We start from the raw sequence: 23,554 nt of genomic DNA, 5'->3' as shown, positions 1-23,554 counted from the left end.
GCGTGCCGCCACTCAGGACGCGAGGTCCGGAGCGATCTTCTTGCAGGCCTCGATCAAGCCCTTCACGGCGTCGGCCGACTTGTCGAACGCCGCCTTGTCGGCCCCCGCCATCTCGATCTCGACGACGCGCTCGACGCCCTTGGCGCCGATCACCACCGGGACGCCGCAATAGACGTCCTTCTGGCCGTACTCGGTGGCGAGATAGGCGGCGCAGGGCAGCACGCGCTTCTTGTCCTTGAGGTAGCTCTCGGCCATCGCGATCGCCGAGGCCGCCGGCGCGTAGAAGGCCGAGCCGGTCTTGAGCAGGTTGACGATCTCGGCGCCGCCGTTCCGCGTGCGGTCGACGATCGCGTCGAGCCGGGCCTGCGTCGTCCAGCCCATCTTGACGAGATCCGGCAGCGGGATGCCGGCGACGGTGGAGTACTTGATCAGCGGCACCATGGTGTCGCCGTGGCCGCCCAGCACGAAGGCGGTGACGTCCTCCACCGACACGTCGAACTCGTCGGCCAGGAAGTGGCGGAAGCGCGCGGAATCGAGCACGCCGGCCATGCCGACCACCATGTTCTTCGGCAGGCCGCAATATTTTTGCAGCGCCCAGACCATGGCGTCGAGCGGGTTGGTGATGCAGATCACGAAGGCGTTCGGCGCATATTTGCGGATGCCCGAGCCGACCTGCTCCATCACCTTGAGGTTGATGCCGAGCAGATCGTCGCGGCTCATGCCGGGCTTGCGCGGCACGCCGGCGGTGACGATGCACACCGACGCACCCTCGATCGCCTCGTAGGAGTTGGTGCCGGAATAGCGGGCATCGAAGCCGTCGACCGGGGAGGACTCGGCGATGTCCAGGGCCTTGCCCTGGGGAATACCTTCGGCGATGTCGAACATGACGACGTCGCCGAGCTCCTTGAGGCCGATCAGGTGCGCGAGCGTGCCACCGATCTGACCCGAGCCGATCAACGCGATTTTGTGCCGTGCCATTTTCAGGGAATCCTCGACCTCGATATCGGGTGGGAGGTTCGGGTGTTAACGCGTTCCGGACGGGGGTTCAAGTCGCACGCGGCAGCGCAATACCGCGACTTTATGAGAATTCCCGCGAATCCGAACTTTTTTTCATTTCTTCCGGACGACGAAATCCTACCGCCGGAACCGGCCGCGCGTCAGGTCTCGACCAGCCCGGCGGTGTCGCCCGAGGGGCCGGTGCGGCGGCCGTGCGGCAGGGCGAGATAGGACTCGGACGCCATCTCGATCAGCCGCGAGGCGGTGCGATCGAACTCCCGCGCCTCGACGCCTTCGGTGGCCCGATAGAGGTGCTCGGGGTCGGCATCGGCCGAGGCGACCAGCTTCACGCCGTGGTCGTACAGCGTGTCGATCAGCGCGATGAACCGCTTGGCGGCGTTGCGATCGGCCAGATCCATCACCGGGATGCGGTCGATCAGAAGCGTGTGGAACTCGTGGGCGAGGCGGAGATAATCGAGCGATCCCAACGGCTTCTCGCACAGCTCGGCGAACGTGAAGCGGGCGACGCCCATCGAGGTGCGCGGCACCAGGAGGGTGCGCCCCTTGATCGTGAGCTCGGACGGATGCCCCTCGTGCCCATGGGTCAGCGCGAGCCACGCGGCGTCGAGCGCGGCCGTGGCGTTGGCGTCCGCCGGCACGTGCCACACCGACACGCCGGCGAGTTTTTCGCGGCGATAGTCGGTGCGCGCCTCGAGCCGCACCACCTCCATCCGCTCCTTCATCAGCGCGATGAACGGTAGAAACAAAGCGCGGTTCAGACCATCCTTGTACAGCTCGTCCGGCACCACGTTGGAGGTCGCCACCACCACCACGCCCAGTCCGAAAAGCCGGGTGAACAGGCGTCCGAGAATCATCGCGTCGGCGATGTCGGTGACGTGGAACTCGTCGAAGCACAGGAGCCACGCCTCGGCGGCGAGGTCGCCGGCGGTCAGCGTCACCGGGTCCTGGCCCGCAAACTCGCCGGCCTTGAGGCGCTGGCGATAGGCGTGCACCCGCTCGTGCACGTCGGCCATGAACTCGTGGAAATGCGCGCGGCGCTTGCGCTCCACCGGGGTGGTGGCGAAGAACAGGTCCATCAGCATGGTCTTGCCGCGGCCGACCTCGCCATGGACATAGAGCCCCCGCACCAGCGCCGGCGGCTTGGTGCGCGGCGCGAACAGCCAGCCGAGCGCCGACGACTTCTTCGCCATCCGCTGGGTGGCGAGCCGTTCCTGCAGGTCGGCGAGGTGTTCCACGACCCGGCTCTGGGCGCGGTCGCGCTCGATCTCGCCGGCGGCGAGGAGCGCCGTGTATCGGTCGGTGATGGGCACAGGGGGTCTTTCCGGGCAAGCGGACGAAGCGCTGAAGTCGAGCCTCGGTGATAAAGGCGGAGGGCGCCTCGCGACAAGGCGCTTCGCGGCCCGGCCGCCACCTCGCGTGCCACCCGTGCCTGTCGGCGGGCAGAACCTCCCGGCATACGGGATACCCACAAGCGATGGTCGTGTCGCAAGACTTTTACGCTGGATCAAATTCCGGCGATCGGACACTCGCCATACTTCGAGTCGCTCGGTGCCCCGGCATCACCATATTGCAGTGCAATATGAGCGCCGGCGGGCGCGGCGACGCGCCGCCACACGAGCCGACGAGAGCGGGCCGTCGTCCCGCCGGAAAGGCACGGGGAAAACGCCCGGGGACGCGCGACCAACGCAGGAGACCCCCGGAATGCAGGAAGTTTTCGTCGAAGGCGGGTTGATCCGCAAGCTGTGGACGATCGAGGCGCACGCCTATCGTGACCATCTGCTGCGGCTCGATCCCGACAGCCGCCGCAGCCGGTTCGGTGGCGCGGTGTCGGACGAGATGATCCGCGTCTACACGGCCACGCTGAAAAGTACCGATACCGTGATTCACGGCTTTTTCGTCGACGGCGTGATGCGCGGCGCGGCCGACCTCCGGCTGCTGTCGCCGGACGAGGCCGAAGCGGCGTTCAGCGTGGAAAAGGCGTGGCAGAGCCACGGCGTCGGCTCGGCGCTCTTGGAGCGCTGCCTGCTCGCCGCCCGCAACCGCGGCGTCACCCGGCTGCACGTGTGCTGCCTCTCGGAGAACCACCGGATGCAGCAGCTCGCCCGCAAGTTCGCGGCCGAGCTGTCGTTCGACTTCGGCACGGTGATCGGCAAGGTGGAGAACGCCCGCCCGACGCCGCTCTCGCTGATGCAGGAGATCGTCACCGACGGCCACAGCTTCGCCGCCGCCTGCATCGACTACCAGTCGCGGCTGATGAAGCCGCCGGGCAGCGGCACCACCACGCTGTCGACGCTGCCGCCAGCCCCGCCCGCCGGCACCGCGTCGCCCACCGCCGATTGACTTGCCGGCGTTTCCGGCACAAGGATTCGGCGCCGACGGTGTCCCGCTCTCGGGCGGGACGAGAAGGGAATTTCGGGCGCGTCGGGCCCGGTCGCACGACCGGACCCGCGTGAAGCCGAAGCTGCCCCCGCAACTGTGAGCGGCGAGCCTGCGCCGAAGCCACTGGGTCTTGCGACCTGGGAAGGCGGCGTAGGCCTTGACCCGCGAGCCAGGAGACCTGCCGTCGCCTGCATGGACGCCGTTCCGGGCGGGGTGTTCCGGAGGGAGGTTCGGCCGAACGGAGTGCAGGTCCGCTCGCCGCACGTCACGGGCAGCTTTTCCGGCCGCCCGTCCGTCGACGGATTCTGTCTGCATGGCCTCGCCCGCCGAACCCTGCGCCGCTCCTCGCCCGAAAACCCCCGCCGAAACACCCGCCACCCTGTTCGTCTGCGTGACCTGCCGCCGTGCCGGCGACGATCCGCAGGCGCCGCGCGCCGGCCGCCGCCTCTACGAGGCCGTCGCCGCCGCCCAGGCACAGGACGGCGGGCCGGACCTGCGCGTCGTCCCCGCCGAATGCCTGTCCAACTGCAACCGCGCCTGCGCGATCGCCTGCGCGGCACCCGGCCGCTGGACCTATGTCTATGGCGACCTCGACGAGAGGGCGGCCGCCGACATCCTGACCGTCGCCCGGCTGTTCGCGCAAAGCGCGGACGGCATCGTGCCGTGGCGCGACCGCCCGGCCGCGCTGCGCCGCGGGCTCACCGCCCGCGTGCCGCCGCTCCCCTGCGCCTGACCCCCGGAGGCCGCCATGTCGCTCGCAAAAATTCCCGTCACCATCGTCACCGGCTTTCTCGGCGCCGGAAAGACCAGCCTCGTGCGCCACCTGATGGAGAACTCCGACGGCCGAAAGCTCGCCGTGCTGGTCAACGAGTTCGGCGACGTCGGCATCGACGGCGACATCCTCAAGGGCTGCGCCGACCCGAACTGCCCGGAGGACGCGATCGTCGAGCTCACCAACGGCTGCCTGTGCTGCACCGTCGCCGACGAGTTCGTGCCGACCATGACGGCGCTGCTGGCGCGCCCCGAGCCGCCCGACCACATCTTGATCGAGACCTCCGGGCTCGCGCTGCCGAAGCCGCTCCTCAAGGCGTTCGAGTGGCCGGATCTGCGCACCCGCATCACCGTCGACGGGGTGATCGCGGTGGCCGATGCCGAGGCGGTGGCGGAGGGGCGCTTCGCCCCGGATCCCGCAGCGCTCGCCGCCCAGCGCGCCGCGGACACCAGCATCGACCACGACACCCCGCTCGGCGAGGTGTTCGAGGACCAGGTCGCCTGCGCCGACATCGTCATCCTCAACAAGGTCGACCTGATCGACGCCGCCGCCCTGCAAAAAGCCCTCGACACCGTGCAGGCCGAGGCGAGCCGGAAAATCCCGGTGGTCGAGGCGAGCGAGGGGCGGGTCGATCCGCGCATCGTGCTCGGGCTCGGCGCCGCCGCCGAGGACGACCTCGACGCGCGGAAAACGCATCACGAGGACCACGGCGCGCACGACCACGACGACTTCGAGACCATCGTGGTGACGCTGCCCGAGCAGGCGAGCCCGGCGAGCGTGGTGGAGACGCTGGAGGCGGTCTCGCTCGCCCACGGCATCTTGCGTGCGAAGGGGCATGTCGCGGTCGCCGGCAAGCCGATGCGGCTTCTGGTGCAGGGTGTCGGCGGCCGGGTGCGCGCCCAGTTCGATCGGCCGTGGGCGGCGGGCGAGCCGCGGCTCTCCCGCCTCGTGGTGATCGGCGAGAAGGGCTTCGATCACGCCGCGGTCACCGCCGCCTTGCAGGGTTGAGCCGAACACCCCATGCACATCCTGCTGCGCGAGAAGCACGGGCTCGAGGAGACCGCGACCGCCGAGGATCTCGGCCAGTCGCCGGCCGACCTCGTGGTGCTGTCGTTCGCCGATAGCGATCTCGGCGCCTTCGCCGCCGGCTGGCGCGCCGGCCGCGCCGATCTGCCGACGCTGCGGCTCGCCAATCTGCAGCGCCTGCAGCACCCGCTCTCGGTCGACCTCTATCTCGAGAAGACGCTTTCGCACGCCAAGGGCATCCTGATCAGATTGCTCGGCGGGCTCGACTACTGGCGCTACGGCATCGAGCAGGTGCGCGCGCTCGCCGCGGCGAAGGGCATCGCGCTGGCGATCGTGCCGGGCGACGGCCGCGCCGATCCGCGGCTCGACGAGGCCTCCAACGTGCCGGTCTCGACGCTGCGCCGGCTGCAGGCGCTGTGCGACACCGGCGGCGCGCTCGCGGCGCAAGGGGCACTGGCCCAGCTCGCGCTCGCCTCCGGCCTGTGGGCGGTGCCGGTGCTCGGCGTGAAAGCCCTGCCACGCCACGGGTTCTATCCGGGCGACCCGGCCGGCTGCCCGGTGGAGGCGCCCGCGCCGGGCGACCCGCCGCGTGCGCTCGTGGTGCTCTATCGCGCCTTCGTCGCCGCCGCCGACACCGCCCCGGTCGACGCGCTGATGGCCGCCCTGTCCGCCCGCGGCTTTTGCACGGTCGGCGTGTTCGTCGGCAGCCTGAAGGAGGCCGAGACCCGCGCGTGGCTGCGTGATCGGCTGGCCGTCGTGCAACCCGACGTGATCGTCAACGTCACCGCCTTCTCGGCGCGCGGCGCCGACGGCTCGCCGCTCGATGCCGCCGACGCGCCGGTGCTGCAGGTCGCGCTCGCCGGTTCTTCGCGCGAAGCATGGGAGGAGGCCGAGCGCGGGCTGTCGCCGCCCGATCTCGCGATCCACGTCGTGCTGCCGGAGATCGACGGCCGCATCTTTGCCGGCGTGGTCTCGTTCAAGGCGCAGGAGGCGCCCGATCCCGATCTCGGCTTCTCCCGCGTCGTCCACGTGCCGCACGACGAGCGCATTTCCGCCGTCGCCGACCGCGCGCGGGCCTGGGCGGCGCTGCGCCGAAAGCCACGTGCGGAACGAAAGCTCGCTCTCGTGCTGTCGGCCTATCCGGGGCGTGACGATCAGATCGCCCACGCGGTCGGGCTCGACGCGCCGGAAAGCGCGATCGCGGTGCTCGGTTTTTTGGAAGCCGCGGGCTGGACGGTGACGAGCAAACCCGCGACCCACGCTGCGCTGATCGACGAACTTTTGGCCGAGCAGATCACCTGGCCGCTCGCGGACTACGAGGCCGCGCTGCAACGGCTCCCTGCGGCCCTGCGTGACGAGCTCTTCGCACAATGGGGTCCGCCCGAAAGCGACCCCGCCGTGAGAAACGGCCTCGTCCATTTCAAAGCTCAAAAATATGGACACGTGATCGTCGCGGCGCAGCCCGATCGCGGCTCGCGCGCCGAGCGCACCGCCGAGTATCACGATCCGCGCCGGCCGCCGCGCCACGCCTTCGTCGCCTTCTATCTGTGGCTGCGCGAGGTCGCCGGCATCGATGCGCTCGTCCATATGGGCGCGCACGGCACGCTCGAATGGCTGCCCGGAAAGTCGGTCGCGCTGTCGGGCGCTTGCTGGCCGGACGCCCTGCTCGGTGCGACGCCGGTGGCGTATCCTTTCATCGTCAACGATCCGGGCGAGGCAGCGACCGCCAAACGCCGGCTCGGCGCGATCACCATCGGCCACATGACACCGCCACAACGTCGCGGACCGTTGCCGGAGGGTTTGCACACGGTCGAGCGGCTGCTCGACGAATATTCCAACGCCGATGGCCTCGATCCGCGCCGCCGCGAGCGCTTGGCAAAAACCATCGTCGAGGCAGCGCAGGACACCGGCCTCGACCGCGACAGCGGGCTCGTCCCCGACATGCCCGCGCGCGACGCGGTGGTGAAGCTCGATGCGTTCGTGTGCGACGTGAAGGCGACGCTCTTTTCCGACGGGCTGCACGTTTTTGGCCGTACGCCGAACCTGCCCGAGACGGACAAGACGTTTGCCGCGATGCCGTTCGGTGCTTGCGCCGCCACCGAGCGCGACGGCCTGCTCGCAGCGCTCGACGGAAAATTCGTTACACCGGGACCGGCCGGCTCGCCGTGGCGTGGACGCCGTGACGTGCTTCCGACCGGCCGCAATCTGTTCGCCGTCGATCCGCGCGCGGTGCCGAGCCGGGCCGCCGACCTGCAGGGCGAGACGCTCGCCGATGCGCTCTTGACGAGGCATCTGCAGGACCATGGCGACTATCCCCGTTCCGTCGTCGTCGACCTGTGGGGCTCCGCCACCATGCGCACCGCCGGCGAGGAGTTTTCCATGGCGCTGCGCCTGATCGGCGTGACGCCGACCTGGGACGACACCTCCGACCGCGTCTCGGGCTTCGAGATTCTGCCGCTCGCAAAGCTCGGCCGCCCGCGGGTCGACGTGACGCTGCGCATCTCCGGCCTCTTCCGCGACGTGTTTCCAACGCTGCCCGTTCTGTTCGAGCAGGCAACGGAGGCTTTGGCGCAACGCGACGAGCCGGCGGACGAGAATCCGTTCGTGATCGGTTCCGACCCGCGGGTGTTTGGTCCGGCTCCTGGCGGCTACGGCGTCGGCGTCGCCGAGACGGTCGACGCCTTGACCGACGACACGCTCGCCGCAGCAGCCGAAGCGTGGCTCGCCGGCAGCGCCTATGCCTATGGCCGCGCCGGCGGCGTGCTGTCACGCGACGCGCTGGAGAAGCGCGCCGGCAGCGCCGACGCCTTCGTCCACACGCAGGACCTGCCAGAAACCGATCTTCTGATGGCGCCCGATTATGCCGCCCACGAGGCCGGCTTTTCCGCCGCCGCAAAACGGCTCGGCGGGACGCCCACGCTCTATCACGCCGATTCGGCTCGCGCCGACGCACCCCGCATGCGCACGCTGACGGAAGAAATCGCCCGCGTGGTGCGCGGCCGCGCCGCCAATCCGCGCTGGATCTCCGGGCAGATGCGCCACGGCTTTCGCGGCGCCGCCGAGATCGCCTGGACGCTCGATCAGATGGCGCTGTTCGCCCATCTCGCCGGTGCGGTCGAAAGCCATCACCTCGATCTCTATTGGGACGCGACGCTCGGCGACGACGATGTCTGCCGCTTTCTGGACGCGGCGAATCCGCGGGCGGCCGAGGCGATGCGCGCGCGTTTCCGTCAGCTCGTCGAAGCCGGCTACTGGACCACCCGCCGCAACAGCGTGATCGACACCATCGCGGACTCGTCCGCGGCGAAGCCACCCGCTCGCACCGGAACCAACGCATGACTCTCACATACGAAAAGGACGGCGCAGAAATCTATCGGCGTTCCTTCGCGATCATCAGGAGCGAGGCATACTTATCGCGCTTCTCGCCGGAGGAGGAGAAGGTCGCGGTGCGGGTGATCCATGCGAGCGGAATGGTGGAGATCGCCGACGACCTGATCTTTTCCGATGGCGCGGTCGCCGCCGGCCGGGCGGCGCTGCGGGCCGGCGCGCCGATCTTTTGTGATGCGCAGATGGTCGCGCACGGCGTGACCCGCTCGCGGCTGCCGGCCAACAACGACGTGATTTGTACCTTGTCGGATTCGCGCGTGCCGGCGCTGGCGGAAAAGCTCGGCACCACGCGCACCGCGGCGGCGATGGAGATTTGGCGCGACAGATTGGGCGGCGCAGTGGTGGCGATCGGCAACGCGCCGACCGCGCTGTTTCGCCTGCTCGAGATGCTGGACGAGGGCGCCGAGAAACCGGCGGTGATCGTCGGCATGCCGGTCGGTTTCGTCGGCGCCGCCGAATCGAAGGAGGCGCTCCTAGCCGACGGCCGCGTGCCGGCGCTGATCGTGCGCGGGCGCAAGGGCGGCAGCGCGATGACCGCCGCGGCGATCAATGCGATGGCGAGCGACGCGGAATGAGCGCCACCGTCTACGGCATCGGGCTCGGGCCGGGCGACCCGGAGCTGATCAGCGTGAAGGCCGCGCGGCTCATCGCACGCGCCGAAATCGTCGCCTATTTCTGCAAGGCCGGCACGCGCGGCAATGCGCGGACGATCGCGAGCGATCTGATCAGGAGCGACGCGCGCGAGATCGCGATGGAATACCCGATGACGACCGAGGTCGCGGTCGGCGATCCCGCCTACAACGGAGCGCTCGCCGAATTTTACGAGCGCTGCGTGGAACAGCTGCTCGCGCAGGTGAATGCCGGCACCGACGTGATGGTGCTGTGCGAGGGCGACCCGTTCCTCTACGGCTCGTTCATGCACCTGCATGCGAGGCTCGTCGACCGCGCGCCGGTGGTGGTGGTGCCGGGCATCCCCGGCATGAGCGGCTGCTGGACCGCGACCGACGTGCCGATCACCTGGGGCGACGACGTGCTGACGGTTCTGCCGGGCACGCTCGACGAAGCGACGCTCGCCGAGAAGATCGGGGCGAGCGACGCGTCCGTGATCATGAAGCTCGGCCGGAATTTTGCAAAAGTCCGGCGGGCAGTGGAAGCCGCCGGCCTGATGGATCGCGCCTGGTATGTCGAGCGCGGCACCATGCCCGATCAGAAGGTCGTGCGATTGACGGACAAGCAGGACGAGGCGGCACCTTACTTCTCGATGATCCTGGTGCCCGGAAACGGACGCCGGCCATGAGCGACACTCGAGAACAGGGTTTTGTGATCGTAGTCGGACTCGGACCAGGTGACAAAAATCTGATCACACCGGAGGCGAGCGCGGCGCTCGCCGCGGCGACCGATCTCGTCGGGTACGCGACCTATGTCGCGCGGGTGCCGGAGCGACCCGGCCCGACCCGTCACATCTCCGACAATCGGGAGGAGATCGACCGCGCCCGCCATGCCTTGACGCTCGCGGCGAGCGGCCGGCGCGTCGTCGTGGTGTCGTCGGGCGATCCCGGCGTGTTCGCGATGGCGGCCGCGGTGTTCGAGGCGATCGACGAGGGCGATCCGGCGTGGCGCGCGCTCGACATCAGAGTGCTGCCGGGCATCAGCGCGATGTTGTCCGCAGCCGCCCGCGTCGGCGCGCCGCTCGGCCACGATTTCTGCGCGATCAACCTGTCCGACAATCTGAAGCCGTGGGGCCTTGTGGAAAAGCGCCTCGCGCTCGCCGCCGAGGCCGACTTCGTGATCACCTTGTACAATCCGGTGTCGAAGGCGCGCCCCTGGCAGCTCGGCCGCGCATTCGAGATTTTGCGCACCGTGCGGGCGCCCGAAACCCCGGTGATCTTTGCGACCGCCGTCAGCGACGCACGCGAGAGGATCGACACCGTGCCGCTCGGCAAAGCGGTGGCGGAGCGCGCCGACATGCGCACGCTGGTGATCGTCGGCTCCTCCCGCACCCGGACGATTGCGCGGGAGGGAAAGCCGCCGTTCGTCTACACACCGCGCAAGACGCCCGCGGAGCCGTCGCCGTGAAGCCAGCGCATCACCTCGTCGACCGTCTCGACACTCGGCCGCTGCGGAATCCTTGGGCGCCGCACCATCACGACCGGCAGGTTCAGCGCGCGTGCGGCCAAAATCTTGGCGACCGACGCGGTGCCCCCGGCATTTTTCGAGACGACAATCTCGCTGCCGTGCCGTTCGAGCATCGCCGTGTCGGAGGCGACGTCGAACGGGCCGCGGGCGACGATCACCTCGACGGTCGGAAACGGCAGCGTCTCGCGCAGCGGATCGACCAAGCGCACCAGATAAGAATGCTGCGGCTTTTCGGCGAACGCCGCGAGATGCAGCCGGCCGATGCCGAGAAAAATTCGGCGCGGCGTCGCGCCGACCGCCTCGGCGGCGTCTTCCAGACTGGCGACCTCGATCCAGCGGTCGCCGGGCTCCGCGGTCCACGGTTTTCGCTCGAGCGCGAGCAGCGGAATCTTCGTCGTCTCACAGGCCGCCACCGCATGCGTGCTCATCTGCGCGGCGAACGGATGCGTCGCGTCGATCACCCGGTCGATTCTTTCGCTTCTCAGATAGTCGATCAGGCCGCCAATGCCGCCGAAGCCGCCGACCCGAAACGGGATCGGCGGGGGCAGCGGGCTTTCGGTGCGGCCGGCATAAGAGAGCACCGCGTCGATGGTCGATTCTCCAGCGACACGCCGGGCGGAAAGCCGCTCCGCGGCGAGCCGCTGGGCGAGGCGGCGCGCCTCGCCGGTGCCGCCGAGAATCAGAACACGCAGGCGTCGCATCGCCACTCCTCGAAAGGTCGCCTCGCGAGCAACGCAGCGCCGAGACGAAAGGAAATCCGGGCCGGCGACTATAGGCGCGCGGGCCCGTGGTGTCAGGGCCGAGCATGAGCCAGTCGGACGCATCCAAGGGCCACATTGCGCTGGTCGGTGCGGGGCCGGGCGATCCCGATCTTCTCACGCTGCGCGCGGTCGCGCGGCTCGGCGCGGCCGACGTCGTGCTGTACGACGATCTCGGCAGCGCCGGCGCGCTCGCCCATGCGCGCGAGGAGGCCGAGCTGATCTCGGTCGGCAAGCGCGCGGGACGGCACGCACCGAAGCAGGCGGAGGTGAGCCGGCTGATGGTCGCCTATGCCGCGCTCGGCAAGCGGGTGGTGCGGCTGAAGTCGGGCGACCCGACCATCTTCTCCCGCGCCGACGAGGAGATTTGCGCCGCCCACGAGGCGGGCTTTTCGGTGGAGATCGTGCCGGGCGTCACAACTGCCACCGCCGCGGCGGCGCATCTCGGGGCGGCGCTCACCAAGCGGCTGGTCGCGCGCCGGGTGCAGTTCGTCACCGCCCACGAGGTGACCGGACACCTGCCGGACGATCTCGACCTCGGCGCGCTCGCCGATCCCTTGGCGACCACCTGCGTGTTCATGGGCAAGGCGACCTTTCCGGCGCTCGCCGAAAAGCTCTTTGCGCACGGTCTCTCGGTGGAGACGCCGGCGGCGGTGGTGGAAAGCCTCGGCACCGAAAGGACCGCGGTGATCAAGGGCACGGTCGAAACCGTCGCCGCGCGGCTGAAAGAAAACCCGCCGGAGGGGGCATGCATGATCCTCTACGGCGCGGCGCTCGCCGACGTGTGTCGGGCGTGAGAGCCGCGCCCGCCCGACACCGCGATCCGCATCCGGCCGGCGGTCAGAGAATGCAGACCGAGCCGGTGGTGGTGAGGCCGATCGCCCGCGCCGCGCCGCGGCTGAGATCGAGATGCAGCCCCGGCTTGAACGGCCCGCGGTCGTTCACCCGCACCTCGATCGTCTTTCCGGTGCGCGGATTGGTGACGCGGAGTTTCGTGCCGAACGGCAGCGTGCGGTGGGCGGCGGTGAGCCCGTCGGGATCGAACCGCTCACCGTTGGCGGTGTGGCTGCCCTGCCAATAGAAGGTCGTGCGCACCAGCCGGCCGGTGCCGCACACCGCCGGCATCGCCTTGCGCATCGGGTTGGGGCGGGGCACCGCCACCTCGCCCTCGTCGGCCGGCGTCGGCGCGACATCGGGGGCGATCTCGATCGGCGCGGCCGCTTCGGCCGCGGCCTCCGCCGGCGTCTCGGCGACCGCCGCCGGCACCGAGGCGATCTGCACCGCGCCGATCACCGGGGGCGGGGCGATCGGCGCCGGCAGCGCGGCTTCCGCGCTCTCGGCGGCGGCCTCCTGCTGCATCAGCGCCACCAGCTCGGCCGGCCGCGGGCGCGGCAGCGGCACGCCGCGCAACACCCGGTGGGCCACCTTCTGCGACACCGCCTTGGCCTCCTTGGCCGCCGGCGCAGCGCGCTCGGTGGCGAATCCGTCGCCCGCTCCGACCAGTCCCGTCGTGCCGACGACCACGGCACACACCAGCAATCTGCGCATGACGCCCCCCGTGGCGTGGCAGTGCGCGGCGGCTCGCCGCACCTGCGATTGACCGTCTCGACGCGTGTGCTACACATGTGACCAAAGTACGGCCGAAAAAATCTCTTCTTCGTCAGGCTGTTACGGCGACACGCCGGGCTCGTCCGGGGTGGCGCGACGTGGCGGCGCGAGCACCGGAGGCCCATGATGACGATCCGACTGCACCGCGGCGACCTGCCGGACCTCTCGCATTATCCGGGTGCGGTGGCGATCGACACCGAGACGATGGGCCTTCGCCCGGAGCGCGACCGGCTGTGCGTGGTGCAGCTTTCGCCCGGCGACGGCAGCGCCGACGTGGTGCAGATTCCGCGCGACGGCACCGACGCGCCGAACCTGAAGGCGCTGCTCGCCGACCCGACGAAGCCGAAGATCTTCCACTTCGCCCGGTTCGACCTCGCGATCCTCTACAAGACGCTCGGCGTGATGCCGACGCCGGTCTATTGCACCAAGATCGCCTCCAGGCTCACCCGCACCTATACCGACCGGCACGGGCTGAAGGACCTCACCAAGGACGTGCTCGGGATCGACGTTTCGAAGCAGCAGCAGTCGTCCGACTGGGGCGCCGCCGAGCTCACCGAGCCGCAGATCGCCTACGCCGCCTCCGACGTCTTGCATCTGCACGCCATCAAGGCGAAGCTCGACGAGATGCTCGCGCGCGAAGGCCGCACCGATCTCGCCGCCGCCTGCTTCGCCTTCCTGCCGACCCGCGCGCGCCTCGACCTCGCCGGGTGGGCCGAGGAGGACATTTTCGCCCACTCCTGAGCCACCGACGCCGCCCGCCGTGTGCCGGCCATATTCCGAAGCGACGGTGTCGCGGCGGATCGCGGGGGCAAGCGCGGTTCCGGACCGAGACGCTGGGGATGAACCGACCGACCTTCGCGGCTGCCGATCATGCTCACGCCCACGCCCTCGGCGCCGGGTGGGCGGACGACCGCGCGCGCAAATTCCGCAAGGCGGCGCGCCACAGCCGGCTGATCCGCGTGCTGCGGGTGGCGATCCCGGCCGCCATCGTCGCCGCCTGCGGGCTGGTGGTGGTGGTCACCTTCTTCAACCCGTTCCGGCTGCCGCCGGACGCCGCGATCGACCCCGGCAAGCTGGTGGTCAGCGGCAGCAAGATCACCATGGAGGCGCCGCGGCTCGCCGGCTTCACCAACGACCGCAAGCCCTACGAGCTGACCGCGCAGTCGGCCGCCCAGGACCTCACCAAGCCGACCATCCTGGAGCTGACCGAGCTGCGCGCGAAGGTGGAATCGAACGACCAGGGTGCGGTGACGCTGCAGGCGGCGACCGGCACCTACGACACCAAGGCCGACCTCCTGCGCCTCGTCGACAAGATCGTCGTGCGCACCGGCAAGGGTTTCGAGGCGCGGCTCACCGAGGCCGTGGTCGACGTCAAGAAGGGCACCATCGTGTCCGAGGCGCCGGTCACGGTGACCCTGCCGGACGGCACGGTGGCCGCCAACCGGCTCGACATCTCCGACGGCGGCGGCGTGGTGCTGTTCAGCCGCGGGGTGCGGACCAACCTGACCTTCGGCGGCGACCGCAGCCGCAGCGCGAGTGCCCAATGACGTTTCGTCCGTGCCCTGCCGCCCGGCTCGCCCGCCGCCTCTTCCTGTCGGCGGTGCTGGCGCTCGTCTGCGCACCGAGCCTGCCGGGCCTCGGCGCCGCGCCCGCGCTCGCCCAGCCGGCGAGCGGCCCGCCCAACGCGCTGCAGGGCTTCTCCCAGAATCGCGACAAGCCGGTGCAGATCGATTCCGCCTCGCTCGAGGTCCGCGACAAGGAGAAGATGGCGACCTTCGCCGGCAACGTGCATCTGGTGCAGGGCGACGTGACGCTCAAATGCAACAGCCTGGTCGTGTTCTACGAGAACGACCCGGACAAGAGCGCCAAGTCAGCCGGCGGCGGCGGCAAGCCGGCGGGCGGCATGCAGACCACCTCGGTGCCCGGCGGCGCGGCCGGACCGGGGGGCAACTCGGCCCAGCAGATCAAGCGGATCGAGGCGCGCGGCAACGTCGTCGTCACCCAGAAGGACCAGACCGCGATCGGCGACAACGGCGTGTTCGACATGAAGGCGAACACCGTCACGCTGATCGGTAACGTGGTGATCTCGCAGGGCCACAATGCCGTGAAGGGCGACCGGCTGGTGGTCGACATGACGACCGGCGTGTCGCGCGTCGAGTGCGGCAAGGGCGGCAACTGCCGGGTCCGCGCGGTGCTCCAGCCGGGCAGCCAGAACGGCTCCGACGGCCCGGGCTCCGGCTCCTCCGCCGGCGGCCGCGAGCCGCCGCGACGGCAATCCGGCCCCTCCGGCCTCTACTGATCCCGGTGCCGGCGCCCGGTTGCGCCGCCCCGCCAACCGTCTATGGTCCCGGCCGGCCGGCGCCCGGGGTGAGACGAACCCTCCCGGGCCGGCGCGGAGGCATCGAGGCGCGCGTGAGCGATCCCTATGCGAGGTTCGAGGCCGGCCAGGAGCCGGACGGTCGTCCGGGGTCCGAGGCCTATGCCGGCACCGACGGCCGGGCCGCAGCCGCGGCCGACGGACGGACCTATCGCGAGATCCCGGCGCCCCGCGCCGAGCCGCCGCCCCCCCGGCGGGCGCCCACCCGCGACTATCTGGCGATCCACGGCGTGGAGAAGACCTTCGTCGGCCGCAAGGTGGTGAAGGGCGTCAGCCTCTATGTCCGGCGCGGCGAGGCGGTCGGCCTGCTCGGCCCGAACGGCGCCGGCAAGACCACCGTGTTCTACATGATCACCGGGCTGATCAAGGCCGACCGCGGCCGCATCGAGCTCGACGGCTACGACGTCACCGGCCTGCCGATGTATCAGCGCGCCCGCCTCGGCATCGGTTATCTCGCGCAGGAGCCGTCGATCTTTCGCGGGCTCAACGTCGAGGACAACATCCGCGCGGTGCTGGAGATCGTCGAGCCGAGCAAGAAGCGCCGCGAGGCCGAGCTCGACGCGCTGCTCGACGAGTTCAATATCGGCCGCCTGCGCAAATCCCCGTCGATCGCCCTGTCGGGCGGCGAGCGCCGCCGCGTCGAGATCGCCCGGGCGCTGGCCAGCCGGCCGAGCTACATGCTGCTCGACGAGCCGTTCGCCGGCATCGACCCGATCGCGGTCGGCGACATCCAGGCCCTGGTGCGCCACCTCACCCAGCGCGGCATCGGCGTGCTGATCACCGACCACAACGTCCGCGAAACGCTCGGCCTCACCGACCGCGCCTACATCATCTATTCGGGTGAGGTCTTGACGGAAGGTCGCACCGACGACATCGTCAACAATCCGGACGTCCGGCGGCTCTATCTGGGCGAAGGGTTCCGGATGTAGCGCCAGGCCGTGCCGTTCGGCGGGGACGCCCGGCGGGTAGATCCGGCGGTCGTGCGTCTCGCGCCGGCCGAGACGGCAGCCCGTGCTCCCTCACCGCCGGCGAGAGTCTATTCCGCCGCCATTCTAGCCCGCTCCGGCGAGCCGCATACCCCGCAAAAATTCGGATATACAGCGCCGGGCAAACCGGATAAGCAAAAACCGGACCAAGTTTCGGTGTGCAATGGCGCTTTCGCAAAGACTTCAGCTCCGCCAGACCCAGTCTCTGGTGATGACGCCGCAGCTCTTGCAGGCCATCAAGCTGCTGCAGCTGTCGCATCTCGATCTCAGCGCCTATGTCGAAGGCGAGCTGGAGCGTAACCCGCTGCTCGAGCGCGACGCCGGCGAGGACAACGGCCCGGCCGAGCAGCCCGCCGAGCCGGAGCCGATCCAGAACGCCGCCGAGGGCGCCGACGAGCCGTGGATCGCCGACACGCTCGACACCAGCCGGGAGTCGATCGAGGCGCGGCTCGACACCGACCTGGAGAACGTGTTTCCCGACGAGGGCGGCCCCGGCGCCTCGCGGCTCGACGACCAGAAGCCGGCCGCCTATTCGGAGTGGTCGGGGGTCGGCTCGGGCGGCCGCGACGACGACGACTACAACCTGGAAGCGTTCGTCGCCGCCGAGGTCACGCTCGCCGACCATTTGGCCGAGCAGCTCGCGCTCGCCGTCACCGATCCGGCCGAGCGGCTGATCGGCCAGTACCTGCTCGACATGGTCAACGAGGCCGGCTACCTCGCCGGCGACCCGGCCGAGGTCGCCGACAAACTCGGCTGCCCGCCCGAGCGGGTCGAGGCGGTGCTGGAGAAGCTGCAGGCGTTCAACCCGTCCGGCGTGTGCGCGCGCAATCTCGCCGAGTGCCTCGCGATCCAGCTCAAGGAACGCGACCGCTTCGACCCGGCGATGCAGGCGCTGGTCGCCAATCTCGACCTGCTCGCAAAACGCGACGTCGCCGCCCTCAAGCGCAAATGCGCGGTGTCCGACGAGGACATCGCCGACATGATCGGCGAGATCAAGCGGCTCGACCCCAAGCCGGGGCTGCGGTTCGGCTCGGCGGTGGTGCAGCCGGTGGTGCCGGACGTGTTCGTGCGGGCCGCCCCCGACGCCAGCTGGATCATCGAGCTGAACACCGACACGCTGCCCAAGGTTCTGGTGAACCAGACCTATTATGCGCGGGTCGCGGGCCGGACCAAGAAGGACACCGACAAGACCTATCTGTCCGACTGTTTGCAGAGCGCCGCCTGGCTGGTGCGCGCACTCGACCAGCGGGCCAAGACCATCCTCAAGGTCGCGACCGAGATCGTCCGTCAGCAGGACGCCTTCCTCACCCAGGGCGTCGAGCATCTGCGGCCCTTGAACCTGAAGACGGTGGCCGACGCGATCGGCATGCACGAGTCGACCGTCTCGCGCGTCACCGCCAACAAGTACATGGCGACCCCGCGCGGCACCTTCGAGCTGAAATTCTTCTTCACCTCGGCGATCGCCGCGGCGAACGGCGGCGAGGCGCATTCCGCCGAGGCGGTGCGCCACCGCATCAAGCAGCTGATCGACGCCGAGGCGCCGAACGACGTGCTGTCCGACGACACCATCGTGGAGAAGCTGCGCGAGGCCGGCATCGACATCGCCCGCCGCACCGTCGCAAAGTACCGGGAGGCGATGCGGATTCCCTCCTCGGTGCAGCGCCGCCGCGAGAAGCAGATGCGCGCCGCCGCGGTTTAGCTCTTCCCGCCGGATGGTGTAAGGCTGCGCCGCACCGCACCGGGCCGCATGCCGCCGGCGGATGCCGAGACTGCGGCCGCACGACGGCCGGGCGGCCAGACGCGAGCGAAAATGCCGGACGACGACGCCAGCGCAGCTCGGGTGCCTTTTCCGGACGGCGGAGCGCTCGCCCTCGCGCCGGACGCAGCGCCGACGCGCGCCCAGGAGCCGGAGGCATCGGACCCGGCGCTAGCGCCGGCGCCGGCGCCGGCGGCGCCGACCGAGGCGGACCGCCCGATTCTCGCGAGCCCCACCGTCCGCGGCACGCTGCGGGCGGCGCTCGTTGTCTCGGTCGCCGCCCACGTCGTGGCGTTCTTCCTGCTCGCCGGACCGGGCCGCCGGCTCGCCGCCTCACCAAATCAGCCGATCGAGGTCGAGCTGGTGCAGGCGGAGCCAGAGGAACCGCCGAAGGAGGACGAGGCGAAGGCGGGCGCGCCGGAGGTGCAGGCCGAGGTCGAAAAGCCCGAGCCGGAGAAGGCGCCGGAGCAGAAGCCCGAAGAAAAGCCTCAGGAAAAGACCGAGCAGAAGCAGGCGGAAGCGCAAAAGCCGCCGCTACAGGAGAAGCCGGCGACGCAGGAGCCCGCGAAGCAGGACCCGGTGAAGCAGGAGACGTCCCAGGCTGCGCCGCAGCAGGCCGAGGCCTCGCAAACCCAGCAAAACACCGCGCAGGCAGCGCCAGAGCAGTCGGCAGCCGCGGAGACCCCGCCCGCGGACTCGCAGTCACCCGAGGCGCCGGCCGAGGAAAAACCGATGCCCTCGCCGTCGGGCGTTTTTGCGCAGATGCAACAGACCGAAGAACCGGCCGCGAGCTGGGTCGACTCGCCGCTGATGACGCTGTCGAACGGCTATCAAACCCCGGCATCGAGCGCCAAGCTGACCGAGGCGGAGATCGCCGCCTTCCGCCGGCATCTCCAGGGCTGCTGGAACGCCCCGGCGGGCCTCGCCGGCGCCTCCCGGCTGATGGTGGTGCTGCGGGTCGGCTTCTCGCGCACCGGTGCGCTCGCCGGCGAGCCGACGCTGATCGCCGCGAGCGCATCCCCCAAGGGCGCGGCGCTGATCGACACGGCCAAGCGCGCGCTGCGCGGCTGCCAGCCGGTCGGCGTGCTGCCGGCCGAAAAATACAAGGAATGGAAGCTGCTCGACCTCGCCTTCTCGCCCGCCGGCCTCACCGGTTTGCCGGATTTTTGAGACCGGTGGCAGGGCCTTCTCCTCGTCCTGAGGGGCCGCGAAGCGGCCGTCTCGAAGGACGAGGCCCGAGGCTCGCCACCGTCCGTGCGGCCGCGCCTCACGCCATCGGCGGCGGGACGTCAAGCACCGAGCGGGTGATGGGAAAACGGTCGGCGAGCAGCGCCGCCTCGAACCGCCCGGCATATTCCGACCAGGAAATCCCCTGCTGGTGACGCAAGGCCGCCTCGTGCTGGCGCCGCCACAGATCGTCGTCGGTGAGGAGCGCCACCGCCCGCTCCGCGAACCGCGCGGGATCGGCCTCGTGAAAGCCGGTGATGCCGTCGAGCACCCGCTCCGGCACCGCCGCGACCGGCGCCACCACCGCCGGCACGCCGAGCGCCTGCGCCTCGCCGACCGCGAGGCAGAACGCCTCCACCTTGTGGCCGAGATAGAGCATCACCCGCGACCCCCGCATCTCGCCGATCAGCGTTTCGCGCGATACGGTCGGGTGGACGCGCACCGAGGCGCGCAGCGCCGGCGACGGGTTTGCCGGCAGCAGCGAGCCCGCCCACTCGTCCCACGGATCGACGCCGGGCGGCGTCTGGTGCACGCCGAAAACGTCGAGCACCGCGTCGGGCACTCTTGGCAGGATGCTTTCGCCCCAGATCTCGACCAGCCGGCGGAGGTTTCTCTGCGGGTTGGAGGCAAAGATCGCCCGGCGCGGCGGCGGCGCCGAGAGCGGCGCAAACCCGCGGACGTCGTCGCCGAGCGCAAGTGGGATCAGGATGTGCGGGTTCCGGCGCGGCAGGAACGGCGAGTAGATCCGCACCTGGTGCAAGCTCTGCAGCACCGGGATCGGCCGGTGCCACCACACTTTGCCGATCTGCTTGTAGTGCTTGAGGTGGTTCGGCTGCCACAGCACCCACACGGCGAGCCGCTTCGGCCGCTTCACGAAGGACAACAGCCGCGGATGCTGACAAGCGACATAGAGGTCGCAGGTTTCGGGCCGCTCCGAGGTCACCGGGCGCCATTGCACGCCGTGGTCCTCGACCGGCGCCGCGCAGTTGGAGAAGACGGTGACGCGGTGATTGCGCCGCACCAGCTCGCGGGCGAGCCGGATCACCGAGGTTTCCGTGCCGCCGAGCGGACGCGTCTCGAGGTCCCGGCCGTCGTAGCCGCCGGTGGTGTCGGTGATGACGATGTCGGCCATTGTTCTCGGACTCGGGGGCGGGTGCACTGCGGAAACGCTGGCGCCGTCATAGCGCACTCGGCGCCGTCGCTGAACTCACCGCCGGCGCCTGATCCGCACATAGAGCGCGCCGGTGCCGCCGTGGCCGGTGGCGGCGTCGAAGCCGGTCACCAGCGCGCGGAATTCCGGCAACGACAGCCAGTGCGGCACCTGGCGGCGCAGGACACCGCGGCTGCGGGCGAACGGGTCGCCGTCGCCGCCCTTGCCGGTGATCACCAGCACCCAGCGCGCGTCGCGCGCCTGTGCCTGGGCGAGAAACCGGTGCAGCACGGCATGCGCCTCGGCCTGGGTGAAGCCGTGCAGATCGAGCCGGGCGTCGATCTCGATCACCCCGCGCACGACCTTCTTCGTCTCGCGGCGCGACAGCGGGGCGAGCGCCGGCACCTGCGGCACGGCGGGCTTTTCCGGGCGGGCCGGCACCGAGGCGCGCGGCGTCGCCGGGCGAGGGCGGGCGGCGGCGGCCCGGGTCTCGGCCGGCAATGGTGCGACGCTCGCCGGCGAAGCCGTGCGCGGCAAAGGCTTTTTCGGCTCGAGCGGGCGCACCGAGCGCAGCACCGCGGTCCACACCCGCTGCTCCTCCTCGGTCAGCTTCCGGCTCATCGCGCGGCTCCGGCCTGCGCCTTCGCCGCCGGGCGGGGGCGCGGCAAGGGCATTCTTGCGCCCGCCGCCACCGGATCGATGCCGCGCGGCACCAGCATCGCGAAGTATCCCGGATGGCGCAGCCGCCCGGCGATGGCGCCGGCGGCATCGCCCGCCCCGAGAAAGAGGTCGGCACGCGCCGGGCCGACGATCGCCGAGCCGGTGTCCTGGGCGATCATGGTGCGGCGAAACGGGTCGGACGTATCCGGCCCCGCGATCGGCAGTGCGGCCGAGATGAAGAACGGCGTCCCGTAGACGTGCAAAAGCTTGTCGACCGCGATCGAGCGGCCCGCCGTGAGCCGGATGCCCTGGGCGCCGATCGGGCCGCGCTCGTCGTCGAGCCCGACCACGCGGAAGAAGACATAAGAGCGGTTCTGCCGCCGCACCTCGGTCGCCGCCTCGGGATTCGCCAGCATCCAGGCATGGATGCGCGCCATCGACATCTCGTCGCGCGGGATCGCGCCGCGCTCGATCAGCACCCGGCCGACCGCGGTGTAGGGCCAGCCATTGTGGCCGTCGTAATTGACCCGCAGCAGCGTGCCGTCCTGGAGCCGCAGCCGGGCCGATCCCTGGATCTGGACGGTGAGGAGATCGGCGGCGTTCTCCAGCCAGGCGAGCTCGAGATGGCGGCCGGACAACGCCCCTTCCTCGATCTCGGCGCGATCCCAGTAAGGCACCCGCTCGCCGGTGGCGGTGCGGCGAAACACGTCGCCGCGGTTCGGCGGCGGCTCGCCGGGCGCCGTCTTCGGCACCACGAGATCGGGCGGGCGGTGATACATCGGGACCGAAAAGCGCGGCGAGGGGAAGCGGGAGGCCGGAATCTCCGGCTCGTAATAGCCGGTGAGGAAGCCTGCGTCGGCACCGAACGGCGTGATCGTCACCGGCCGGAAATTTTTCTCGAAGAATTTGCGCGCTGCACCGTCGTCGAGCCGCCGCGCCTTCACCGCCCGCCGGCACAGCGCGACCAGCGCCCGGCGCATCGGCCGAAGGTCGTCGGCGCCGGCACGAGTGCCGGCACTCGTGCCGGCGCCGCGCAGGATCGGGCGGCAGCTCGCGAGAAAAGCGGAGAAGGCCGCTCCCTGGGCGTCGTCGGACCAGCCCGGAAGATCGGCAAAGGCGACCGGCTCGAGGCCGGCGCCAGGAATTTGCAGTGGAGAAGGAGGCGCGGAAGGCCGGTGTCTCGCCGACGCCGGCCCGGAGGCGGCCAAAACAACCGCCGTCAGGCCGACGGCGATTGCGAGCGCGAAGCGGTGCGCGCGGGCGTGTGGCAGCAAAGCCGCGGCCGTGCGCGGCGCTGGCGCCCTGGTCCGCATCGCATCGCCCGGCCTGTTCCCGGCCTACTGGCCGGCCTCGGTGGCGACCAGCTTCCAGTTCGGATCGCGCGAGGTGACGTCACGGGCAAAGGTCCACACGTCGGTGACCTCGGTGACCTTGTCCTCGTGGCCGTCGACCACCGCGCCGGCGCGGTCGCGCGTCGCGGTGACCAGCTGCGAGACGAAGCGCAGCGTCACCTGGGCATTGCGGCCGCGCAGCTCGGCGCCGGTGATCGCCGCCTCGTCGATCGACACGAACCGGGTCTCGACCGTCTCGCCGCGGCTCTCGCGGTCGCGGATGGCCGCCTCGAAGCCGTCGAACACGTCCTTGGACAACAGGTTGCGCAGCGTGCGGCGGTCGCCCTCGGCGAACGCCGAGACGATCATCTCGTAGGCGGCGCGGGCACCGGCGAGGAAGTGCTTGGGGTCGAACTCGGGATCGGCCGCCATGATGGCTTCGAGCCCGGCCGCCGCCGGCGAATCGGTCGGCACCACGCCGGCCAGCCGCTCGGCGAGCGACACCGTGGGCTCGGCCGGCCGCGGGCCGATGTCGGGGCGGGCCTCGCCGCGCTGCGGCAGCGCCACCACCTTGTCGTTCGCGGCGCCGTTGGCCGGGCCGTTCGCCGGATTGTTGTTGCGCACCGCGTCACGCGAGGAGAACGGATCGTAGGGCGGCCGCTCGCGGCCGGTGCGCTGGCCCAGCACACTGCGCAGCCGCAGGAAGATGAACACGGCGAGCCCCAGGAAGATGAAGGTCAGGGTGTCGAACACGTCCTGCACGCTCTCGCTGACGTTGAAAATGGCTATGGCCGCCGGCTTCGACCTTCGGCCGGGACACGGATCCGATCGAACGGGTTCCGGCCCGGGTCGCGGTGATCTAGGCTCCTCCGCCGACTCCGGACCGGCTTCGATCCGTGCTCGGAATCCGCGGCGGGGCCGAGAGCCGTGTCCTGACTTAACTCCCGGCGCCTCGTGGTTCCAGTGGCCGCGGCCACACGTCGC

At 70.4% G+C, this 23,554-nt stretch carries 22 protein-coding genes and 1 riboswitch; of the genes, 14 read left to right on the top strand and 8 right to left on the bottom strand.

Translation table 11 applies throughout. The features are described from left to right. Positions 1 to 12: 12 nt before the first annotated feature. Positions 13 to 978 carry a malate dehydrogenase gene (gene mdh, locus A33M_RS03130; protein ID WP_008383360.1) on the bottom strand — a complete coding sequence of 322 codons (966 nt, stop codon included), beginning with the start codon at positions 976 to 978 and terminating at the stop codon, positions 13 to 15. A gap of 179 nt (positions 979 to 1,157) precedes the next feature. Beyond that, positions 1,158 to 2,327, bottom strand: a complete 1,170-nt coding sequence (gene zapE / locus A33M_RS03125; protein ID WP_008383357.1) for a cell division protein ZapE — start codon at positions 2,325 to 2,327, stop codon at positions 1,158 to 1,160. A 391-nt stretch (positions 2,328 to 2,718) separates the two neighbouring features. Here zapE and A33M_RS03120 point away from each other — a divergent pair, with 391 nt between their 5' ends. The 7 genes from A33M_RS03120 (at position 2,719) to cobJ (ending at position 10,657) form a co-directional block, all read left to right on the top strand. Further along, complete coding sequence (locus A33M_RS03120; RefSeq protein WP_008383355.1) at positions 2,719 to 3,357, top strand: GNAT family N-acetyltransferase; 639 nt, start codon at positions 2,719 to 2,721, stop codon at positions 3,355 to 3,357. A 19-nt stretch (positions 3,358 to 3,376) separates the two neighbouring features. After that, positions 3,377 to 3,596: riboswitch (cobalamin riboswitch) on the top strand. A gap of 113 nt (positions 3,597 to 3,709) precedes the next feature. Then, positions 3,710 to 4,129 carry a DUF1636 family protein gene (locus A33M_RS03115; RefSeq protein WP_008383353.1) on the top strand — a complete coding sequence of 140 codons (420 nt, stop codon included), beginning with the start codon at positions 3,710 to 3,712 and terminating at the stop codon, positions 4,127 to 4,129. Positions 4,130 to 4,144: 15 nt separating this feature from the next. Further along, complete coding sequence (gene cobW, locus A33M_RS03110; protein ID WP_008383352.1) at positions 4,145 to 5,176, top strand: cobalamin biosynthesis protein CobW; 1,032 nt, start codon at positions 4,145 to 4,147, stop codon at positions 5,174 to 5,176. Positions 5,177 to 5,188: 12 nt separating this feature from the next. Beyond that, a complete protein-coding gene (gene cobN, locus A33M_RS03105; protein ID WP_008383351.1) occupies positions 5,189 to 8,533 on the top strand; it encodes a cobaltochelatase subunit CobN in 3,345 nt (1,114 codons plus the stop codon). Beyond that, entirely contained in the window at positions 8,530 to 9,156 is a 627-nt protein-coding gene (locus tag A33M_RS03100) for a precorrin-8X methylmutase (RefSeq protein WP_008383350.1), read from the top strand. Before cobN ends, A33M_RS03100 begins: the two co-directional genes overlap by 4 nt. Beyond that, positions 9,153 to 9,878: a precorrin-2 C(20)-methyltransferase gene (locus A33M_RS03095; protein ID WP_008383349.1), complete on the top strand. Its 726-nt coding sequence runs from the start codon at positions 9,153 to 9,155 to the stop codon at positions 9,876 to 9,878. The genes A33M_RS03100 and A33M_RS03095 overlap by 4 nt, the downstream gene beginning before the upstream one ends. Further along, positions 9,875 to 10,657: a precorrin-3B C(17)-methyltransferase gene (gene cobJ, locus A33M_RS03090; RefSeq protein ID WP_040619050.1), complete on the top strand. Its 783-nt coding sequence runs from the start codon at positions 9,875 to 9,877 to the stop codon at positions 10,655 to 10,657. Before A33M_RS03095 ends, cobJ begins: the two co-directional genes overlap by 4 nt. Here the strand turns inward: cobJ and A33M_RS03085 are convergent. Continuing rightward, the gene (locus A33M_RS03085) at positions 10,618 to 11,418 is read right to left on the bottom strand and encodes a cobalt-precorrin-6A reductase (protein ID WP_008383347.1); all 801 of its coding nucleotides are present in this window, start codon (positions 11,416 to 11,418) and stop codon (positions 10,618 to 10,620) included. The two genes, cobJ and A33M_RS03085, sit on opposite strands and share 40 nt — an antisense overlap. Positions 11,419 to 11,522: 104 nt before the next feature. Between A33M_RS03085 and cobA the strand changes: the two genes are divergently transcribed. Continuing rightward, complete coding sequence (gene cobA, locus A33M_RS03080; RefSeq protein ID WP_008383346.1) at positions 11,523 to 12,272, top strand: uroporphyrinogen-III C-methyltransferase; 750 nt, start codon at positions 11,523 to 11,525, stop codon at positions 12,270 to 12,272. Between the two features lie 43 nt (positions 12,273 to 12,315). On the opposite strand, the gene A33M_RS24350 is transcribed toward cobA, so the two are convergent. Beyond that, positions 12,316 to 13,023 (bottom strand): septal ring lytic transglycosylase RlpA family protein, encoded by a 708-nt coding sequence (locus A33M_RS24350; RefSeq protein ID WP_052026821.1) that lies wholly within the window; start codon positions 13,021 to 13,023, stop codon positions 12,316 to 12,318. A gap of 186 nt (positions 13,024 to 13,209) precedes the next feature. On the opposite strand from A33M_RS24350, the gene A33M_RS03070 reads away from it, so the two are divergent. From A33M_RS03070 to A33M_RS22085, 6 genes are all read left to right on the top strand, one after another. After that, on the top strand, positions 13,210 to 13,824 hold the full coding sequence (locus A33M_RS03070) for a ribonuclease D (protein WP_008383344.1): 615 nt from the start codon (positions 13,210 to 13,212) through the stop codon (positions 13,822 to 13,824). A 98-nt stretch (positions 13,825 to 13,922) separates the two neighbouring features. Continuing rightward, entirely contained in the window at positions 13,923 to 14,630 is a 708-nt protein-coding gene (lptC, locus tag A33M_RS03065) for an LPS export ABC transporter periplasmic protein LptC (RefSeq protein WP_008383343.1), read from the top strand. Then, entirely contained in the window at positions 14,627 to 15,382 is a 756-nt protein-coding gene (locus tag A33M_RS03060) for an LptA/OstA family protein (protein ID WP_008383342.1), read from the top strand. Before lptC ends, A33M_RS03060 begins: the two co-directional genes overlap by 4 nt. Before the next feature lie 113 nt (positions 15,383 to 15,495). Continuing rightward, positions 15,496 to 16,389 carry an LPS export ABC transporter ATP-binding protein gene (lptB, locus tag A33M_RS03055; protein WP_008383341.1) on the top strand — a complete coding sequence of 298 codons (894 nt, stop codon included), beginning with the start codon at positions 15,496 to 15,498 and terminating at the stop codon, positions 16,387 to 16,389. Between the two features lie 220 nt (positions 16,390 to 16,609). Further along, positions 16,610 to 18,145: an RNA polymerase factor sigma-54 gene (rpoN, locus tag A33M_RS03050; RefSeq protein WP_008383340.1), complete on the top strand. Its 1,536-nt coding sequence runs from the start codon at positions 16,610 to 16,612 to the stop codon at positions 18,143 to 18,145. Between the two features lie 111 nt (positions 18,146 to 18,256). Beyond that, entirely contained in the window at positions 18,257 to 19,372 is a 1,116-nt protein-coding gene (locus tag A33M_RS22085) for a hypothetical protein (RefSeq protein WP_052026820.1), read from the top strand. A gap of 97 nt (positions 19,373 to 19,469) precedes the next feature. Here the strand turns inward: A33M_RS22085 and A33M_RS03040 are convergent, their stop codons facing one another. From A33M_RS03040 to A33M_RS03025, 4 genes are all read right to left on the bottom strand, one after another. After that, positions 19,470 to 20,561 (bottom strand): glycosyltransferase, encoded by a 1,092-nt coding sequence (locus tag A33M_RS03040; protein WP_008383338.1) that lies wholly within the window; start codon positions 20,559 to 20,561, stop codon positions 19,470 to 19,472. A 75-nt stretch (positions 20,562 to 20,636) separates the two neighbouring features. Beyond that, positions 20,637 to 21,200, bottom strand: a complete 564-nt coding sequence (locus A33M_RS03035) for a Smr/MutS family protein (protein WP_008383336.1) — start codon at positions 21,198 to 21,200, stop codon at positions 20,637 to 20,639. Further along, positions 21,197 to 22,219, bottom strand: coding sequence for a murein transglycosylase A (gene mltA / locus A33M_RS03030; protein ID WP_337459997.1), 1,023 nt, complete (start codon positions 22,217 to 22,219; stop codon positions 21,197 to 21,199). The genes A33M_RS03035 and mltA overlap by 4 nt, the downstream gene beginning before the upstream one ends. 357 nt (positions 22,220 to 22,576) lie before the next feature. After that, complete coding sequence (locus A33M_RS03025) at positions 22,577 to 23,323, bottom strand: Tim44/TimA family putative adaptor protein (RefSeq protein ID WP_008383333.1); 747 nt, start codon at positions 23,321 to 23,323, stop codon at positions 22,577 to 22,579. Positions 23,324 to 23,554: the final 231 nt, after the last annotated feature.

This window comes from Rhodovulum sp. PH10 (assembly GCF_000293785.1).
In the GTDB taxonomy this organism is placed as follows: Bacteria; Pseudomonadota; Alphaproteobacteria; order Rhizobiales; family Xanthobacteraceae; genus Rhodoplanes.
This window is presented reverse-complemented; position numbering and strand designations above follow the sequence as displayed.

Coding starts and splice junctions, on each gene's coding strand:
- mdh (WP_008383360.1), bottom strand. CDS start 978: ATGGCACGGCACAAAATCGCGTTGATCGGCTCGGGTCAGATCGGTGGC.
- A33M_RS03120 (WP_008383355.1), top strand. CDS start 2,719: ATGCAGGAAGTTTTCGTCGAAGGCGGGTTGATCCGCAAGCTGTGGACG.
- A33M_RS03115 (WP_008383353.1), top strand. CDS start 3,710: ATGGCCTCGCCCGCCGAACCCTGCGCCGCTCCTCGCCCGAAAACCCCC.
- cobW (WP_008383352.1), top strand. CDS start 4,145: ATGTCGCTCGCAAAAATTCCCGTCACCATCGTCACCGGCTTTCTCGGC.
- cobN (WP_008383351.1), top strand. CDS start 5,189: ATGCACATCCTGCTGCGCGAGAAGCACGGGCTCGAGGAGACCGCGACC.
- A33M_RS03100 (WP_008383350.1), top strand. CDS start 8,530: ATGACTCTCACATACGAAAAGGACGGCGCAGAAATCTATCGGCGTTCC.
- A33M_RS03095 (WP_008383349.1), top strand. CDS start 9,153: ATGAGCGCCACCGTCTACGGCATCGGGCTCGGGCCGGGCGACCCGGAG.
- cobJ (WP_040619050.1), top strand. CDS start 9,875: ATGAGCGACACTCGAGAACAGGGTTTTGTGATCGTAGTCGGACTCGGA.
- A33M_RS03085 (WP_008383347.1), bottom strand. CDS start 11,418: ATGCGACGCCTGCGTGTTCTGATTCTCGGCGGCACCGGCGAGGCGCGC.
- cobA (WP_008383346.1), top strand. CDS start 11,523: ATGAGCCAGTCGGACGCATCCAAGGGCCACATTGCGCTGGTCGGTGCG.
- A33M_RS24350 (WP_052026821.1), bottom strand. CDS start 13,023: ATGCGCAGATTGCTGGTGTGTGCCGTGGTCGTCGGCACGACGGGACTG.
- A33M_RS03070 (WP_008383344.1), top strand. CDS start 13,210: ATGACGATCCGACTGCACCGCGGCGACCTGCCGGACCTCTCGCATTAT.
- lptC (WP_008383343.1), top strand. CDS start 13,923: ATGAACCGACCGACCTTCGCGGCTGCCGATCATGCTCACGCCCACGCC.
- A33M_RS03060 (WP_008383342.1), top strand. CDS start 14,627: ATGACGTTTCGTCCGTGCCCTGCCGCCCGGCTCGCCCGCCGCCTCTTC.
- rpoN (WP_008383340.1), top strand. CDS start 16,610: ATGGCGCTTTCGCAAAGACTTCAGCTCCGCCAGACCCAGTCTCTGGTG.
- A33M_RS22085 (WP_052026820.1), top strand. CDS start 18,257: ATGCCGGACGACGACGCCAGCGCAGCTCGGGTGCCTTTTCCGGACGGC.
- A33M_RS03040 (WP_008383338.1), bottom strand. CDS start 20,561: ATGGCCGACATCGTCATCACCGACACCACCGGCGGCTACGACGGCCGG.
- A33M_RS03035 (WP_008383336.1), bottom strand. CDS start 21,200: ATGAGCCGGAAGCTGACCGAGGAGGAGCAGCGGGTGTGGACCGCGGTG.
- mltA (WP_337459997.1), bottom strand. CDS start 22,219: ATGCGCCGGGCGCTGGTCGCGCTGTGCCGGCGGGCGGTGAAGGCGCGG.